The sequence below is a fragment of the Vibrio sp. TMPB1044 genome (assembly GCF_030442075.1).
In the GTDB taxonomy this organism is placed as follows: Bacteria; Pseudomonadota; Gammaproteobacteria; order Enterobacterales; family Vibrionaceae; genus Vibrio; species Vibrio satsumensis.
Genome location: NZ_JAUJED010000044.1, coordinates 74,205 through 79,708, shown reverse-complemented (window position 1 = coordinate 79,708; position 5,504 = coordinate 74,205). Strand labels below are relative to the sequence as shown.

At 42.0% G+C, this 5,504-nt stretch carries 4 protein-coding genes and 1 pseudogene; 3 read left to right on the top strand and 2 right to left on the bottom strand.

Features of this window, described 5'->3' with window-relative positions; translation table 11 throughout:
- Together QQ041_RS21380 and QQ041_RS21375 are read right to left on the bottom strand one after the other, a co-directional pair.
- A pseudogene (locus tag QQ041_RS21380) lies at positions 1-445 on the bottom strand (hypothetical protein); the annotation flags it as partial.
- Positions 446-451: 6 nt separating this feature from the next.
- Positions 452-1,366 (bottom strand): DUF4007 family protein, encoded by a 915-nt coding sequence (locus tag QQ041_RS21375; RefSeq protein WP_285954997.1) that lies wholly within the window; start codon positions 1,364-1,366, stop codon positions 452-454.
- A 550-nt stretch (positions 1,367-1,916) separates the two neighbouring features.
- On the opposite strand from QQ041_RS21375, the gene QQ041_RS21370 reads away from it, so the two are divergent.
- The 3 genes from QQ041_RS21370 (at position 1,917) to QQ041_RS21360 (ending at position 5,337) form a co-directional block, all read left to right on the top strand.
- Complete coding sequence (locus QQ041_RS21370) at positions 1,917-2,855, top strand: hypothetical protein (protein WP_285954996.1); 939 nt, start codon at positions 1,917-1,919, stop codon at positions 2,853-2,855.
- A gap of 196 nt (positions 2,856-3,051) precedes the next feature.
- A complete protein-coding gene (locus QQ041_RS21365) occupies positions 3,052-3,819 on the top strand; it encodes a 1-acylglycerol-3-phosphate O-acyltransferase (RefSeq protein ID WP_285954995.1) in 768 nt (255 codons plus the stop codon).
- A 147-nt stretch (positions 3,820-3,966) separates the two neighbouring features.
- A complete protein-coding gene (locus QQ041_RS21360; protein WP_285954994.1) occupies positions 3,967-5,337 on the top strand; it encodes an MBL fold metallo-hydrolase in 1,371 nt (456 codons plus the stop codon).
- Positions 5,338-5,504 lie beyond the last annotated feature (167 nt).

The window sequence follows — 5,504 nt, the reverse complement described above, 5'->3', positions numbered from 1 at the left end:
GGGGGGGGATGTGAGAAAGGTCGATATTGTGAGCCTCAGATTCAGCGATTATAGATGACCATAATGCTGTAATTGGAGACTCAAAACTACAAACTGATTTAACTACAAACCAACCATTTACTACTGGGATTTTCTTGTAAAAAAATTCAGAGAACTCAGGCTTAACAACTTTTGAAGCAATATTTCTAAGGCTTCTTTCTGAAGACAGTAAACCAGCTAACAAAAGGGCTACGGTTGATTTACCTGTTCCATAAGGGCCAGTAACCGTATAAGTTTTTCGATTAGACTGTTGGTAACCTTCTGCTATCGTTCTTAAAGTATTTTCTGCGGTACCATGAAATACAAAGCCATTAAAAAATTTGCCTTCAAAATCTAAGTCTGAATCTATACGTGTTGAGCGTTGAAAGCGAATATTGACATTGATATGTTCTTTTAAATTAGACACGATGACCTACTTATAAATCTTAGCGAGAAAGGTATTTTTGTTTTCTAATACAGCAATATCTTTGATTTGTATTTGACGAAGGCCTTGAGTATCCGTCCAACCGATGCTCCCCGATGTAAGCTTTGAAGCTTGTTCTAATCGGTTTTCTACTTCTGTCTGAGCCATACGGAAAACACGGGCAGGGCTACCAGGTTCAAGTAAGAACGAGTCAAATGACATTGTAGTTGTGCCGCCTTTACCCGATAACATCGAAAAATAATCAATTAAAGCAAATGTGAAAACTTGATCGCTCAAACTATTCCTTGGCTCCAACTCGCATAAAAACTTCTGTCTATCAAATTGCTTCAACAGCCCTAACTCACTTAACGGAGAAGAGAAACTATCTTCCGAAACTTTACTTGTTTTATTTTTTGCATAAGTCAAAAAGAAGGTGCTGATATCTTTCGTTAAACTATTGTCTGCTGGTAATTGCAAGAGACTTTTTTTCTTGGTATCTGATTCAAACTGTTTCGTTGCAAACAACTCTTTTATAAACACTAGGAGTGATTCTTTATCTACCTTTTGTCCATTATAAAAATTAAAAAATATACGATAAGCTGTCAGTTCGGATACATCTCTGCATAGAAGCCAATGAATAAGCCACAATGAGCTTATGTTTTCTAAATGTTCATCTTGTTGATCGATATGAAAATACTCATCGCTGACCTTATGGTCATCTGTCTGATCATAGATACCTACACGTCCGGCCCAATATTTTATTCCATCAACCATATTCTTACCTACACCCCACTTAACCATTAACTCATCGGTAGAAAGTGTATCGAAGCCTTCAAGCTGACTAGTTTGATAAAATTTATAAAGCCACCCATAACGAAGTGGAAAGGTTTGGTGCCCAGAAAATCGTGCTGTATATTTATTCAAAATCGATCCTAAGATAACTTTCCCCCTCGCAAAAAAACAAATAAATCATTAAAAAACAACAATTTAAAAACAAGAGGTAATCATGTATAAATCAAAAATATTTACGCTTCATTTTACCGTTTTTGTACCAGACTACAAGAGAGGTCTAGTATCTCGATTCTTCTTTCAAACTCGTAATTGATAAGTTTTTTTCTCTAAATTTCAATCAAGAATGAAAGACCGAAATTGCTAAACAACTTATGGATAATACTCAAATAACACTCTATGACTTACCAATTTACGCCATGCAAAAAGTTTCTTTCCAAGAATCATAGCTAACATGTATTAGCTTGTTCATACATGCGATACATTGTGCCTTCACATAAAGAACATATATAGTGAGACAGTAACTTTAGAATAAACAGAACGCAAGTACTATAAAGACATAGAAAATGTAACCAATTGAAAAGATTATTGAAATATCAAATTAGGTCTTCTCTAAGAGATCAACTATATCGAAGGTTACAGCTAAATATCCTAAAACACTGGACGCCGGATAAATCGAAAACTAATGACTCAATACTCCTACATAGACATCCCATTCAACCTGCGCCACACCTGTTGGTTTTGTGGTGAACCTTCCAGTAACCTTGTTGAATTTCCTAAGACAGCGCAAGCAGTTGCCAAGATTGGCCATTCACCAATAGCACTGCCGGCTTGTAATGAGTGTGCGAGAATTAACTATTCAAAGAATCTGACCTCAATTTGGTCTGTGCGCGATCAGATAAAACATGCGCTCATTGATAAGTATGCCAAGCACCTTGGCATCGGTGAGAACTGGACGGAGCAAGAGCTTATTGATTCTGATTTCTCAGGTTCGACGCTTGGCGGGTTTGGGCGCAGCGCATGGAAGATGTATCAAATCGCCAAACAACGCGTCGATTATAAAGGCTGGCCTTTGTCGGTTGATGACATCCCACTTGAGGTATACGACGAAACCAGTGGCTTTGAGTTTGACGGTACTCGTTATGCCTCCATCAATTCGTGTATCGACTATTTCACCAAAGCAGCAGGCGTAGACAAAGAGCTGTTGTCGCAACTTGTCTACATAGTGTCATCAGACCGATTTAGCTACGCACTACGAATCGCCAAGTTGAACAAGAGTGTTTCTAATACCAAGCGCTCGGAGATCGTCGAAGAGGTGCTACAACAAGAGTCTGAACAAGAAGAGATACTGCTCGAGCAAGCTAATTCAATGTTTAACCCAAACGTCGAAGAGGTGAATATTTCAGGCTCAATAGCGCCAGTATTTGCCATTCAATGGGCGCTGGCTAACAAGGTTAAAGATTTAGCCCACCTTTGTGCTCTCGAAGATGAGTACTTTGACTATTTCGAGCACCTCGGCGGCCCTGCAGCTTTCATGTCTTATAACGGTCTACAACTCTACTTGGAATCGCGTCAAGATCCTGAATGGGTAGAAAAATCGGATCCAAATAAACAGTTTTGGTGATCATGAGCCATTACTGGTGAACACGTGTAAGCTCGATAACTGTGTCAAACACCTATTGTTAGTCCTTGTTTTATATAAAGATCTAAAAATAGCCCCCTATCACAGTTAATTGTTGCAATTCGGTTAAATAGAGTGAAAACTTCAAGCATCTAAAACTATTTAATCACTGCCACCTGCGGTGAGTAAGGAGTGAATTGTGCTTGCTGTTCTTCGTATTATTTTGGCTACGGTGTTTATTATTTTCACCACTCTATGTGCTTTTGTTTACTGCTTGTTTAGCCCCAAGAACCCCAAGCATGTGTACGTTTTCTGTCGTTGGTTCAACCAACTCCAAAAGATCATCGGTGTAAAACTGGTACAGCGCGGCCTAGACAATGCCCCAACGCCAGAGAACAGCGTCTACATATCTAACCACCAAAGCATATTGGACTTTGTGACCGATCCAGGAATGCTAAGACCACGCACTGTTTCACTGGGCAAACGCGATTTGTTGTACGTGCCTTTCTTTGGCCTGCTGTATTGGATCACCGGTAACATCATGATTAACCGTGAAGACAAATCCAAAGCACGCGATACCATCAAGCAAGTGGCGGAAGCGATTCATCAGAGAGATCTGTCTGTTTGGGTTTACCCTGAAGGAACCCGTAGTAAAGGGCGTGGATTACTGCCATTCAAAACAGGCGCTTTCCGAATGGCGATTGAAGCCGGCGTGCCTATCACCCCGATGTGCACGAGCACCACGCACAATAAGATCGACTTTAATCGTGCCAATAATGGCATTGTGATCACCGAGATGCTGGAACCTATCGATGTATCCGGATACAAGCTTAGTGATGCAAGGGAGCTGGCCAATCGCTGTCACGCACTCATGGCAGAGAAAATAGCAGAGCTTGATGCCGAAGTGGCTCGTTTAGCGGCGCAGCAAAACCCAGAGTTGGATTCAGACCGCTCTTCTACGAACTAACTCACAACGAACCCACTGAGTCATCGCTCAGTTACTTAAAAAGATACTCAACGATCGCAACTCTCATTGTTCTTGTTTTACTTGCTGGCGCTTATCCGCAAAATAAAAACAGGCGTTAACGACTTTATAGAGCAATGGGAGTAAACGATGGAAGTGATTCACCATGGCGGCAAACATACTGTCACTGGATCTTGTCACGAGTTAAGAGATTCAGGCCAAGCGGTGCTCATCGACTGTGGCCTTTTTCAAGGTTTAGATCTTCAAGGTAAAAAGCTTCAAGGAGAAGATACCCGCCCTCTTGATATTGAATTTGAAACGTCCCACCTCAACGCTCTGCTGCTGACCCATACTCACATTGATCATATTGGTCGATTACCTTGGTTACTCGCCAGTGGGTTTAACCAACCGATTTATTGCACGCAAGCGACCGCTGAACTCGCCCCTTTAATGATTGAGGATGGTTTAAAACTGCAAGGGCTCAGCAATAAACAATCGAAGCTGATACTCAAAAAAATTCATTCGTTAATGGCTCCCAAGCCTTACGGGGAATGGTTTCCAATCACATCTAAACAGCAAAACAACGGAAAGGATCATCATAGGCCAAATACTCTGCATGCCCGTTTTCAACCCGCTGGGCACATCTTAGGTTCTGCCTATATCGAGATAAAATTACCAAGCCAAGAAGTAGTTGTGTTTTCTGGCGACTTGGGCCCAAGTAACACACCACTGCTGCCCGATCCAAAACCACCACAACAGGCCGACTATCTGTTTATCGAATCCACTTATGGCGCCAGTACACATGATGATATTGCAACACGAGCACAGCGTCTTAAAGCGATCATAGATCGTTCACTACTCGATGGCGGTGTCATCCTAATTCCGGCCTTCAGTATCGGTCGAACACAAGAGTTGCTATTTGATATCGAACACCTGATCTATGAGCATCAACTCAGCGCCGATATTCCTATCATCCTCGATTCGCCTATGGCAGAGAAAGTAACGCGATCCTACCGACGCTTTAAAGAGTTATGGGGTCAAGAAGCCAAGCAGCGCCTTGAAGTGAAACGTCACCCACTTGCATTTGAGCAGTGCATTACTGTTGATGGGCATAGAATGCACAAGAAAATCGTTAATCGCCTTAAGTCGACAGGTGAACCCGCGATTGTGGTTGCAGCTTCTGGAATGTGTCAGGGCGGCAGGATAATGAACTACTTATCGGCTTTGCTTCCCGATATACGAACCGATGTAATTTTAGCGGGCTATCAAGCGCAAGGGACGCTCGGACGAGAGTTGCAACAAGGTGAAATGCAGGTTTCAATCGACAACAAACAAGTGGAAGTGAATGCTCAAATTCATGGCATGTCTGGCTACTCGGCTCACGCCGATAAAGAGGATCTCTATCGATTTATAGAGGGCATCGCGACTCCACCGAAAAAGGTGCATTTGATTCACGGCGAACCAAACACTCAGTCTAACTTCACTAAAGAATTGCAGGTGCGAGGGTTCGTGGTTGTTTGAAACAGGCATCAAATTAGCAACTTTCACTAGGTAAACATGAAAGCCTTAATTATCGAACTTTCAAAAATCACAATCTCTTAGGCCTGCTAGTTCATACGATAGAGGTGATATATTCCAACCTACTTATCCCACCACTCCTATATCAGCCGTTCATGCTGAGCGGCCTT

Bases quoted from the DNA above. Each gene is read 5' to 3' on its own strand.
- QQ041_RS21370 (WP_285954996.1), top strand. From the start codon at position 1,917: ATGACTCAATACTCCTACATAGACATCCCATTCAACCTGCGCCACACC.
- QQ041_RS21360 (WP_285954994.1), top strand. From the start codon at position 3,967: ATGGAAGTGATTCACCATGGCGGCAAACATACTGTCACTGGATCTTGT.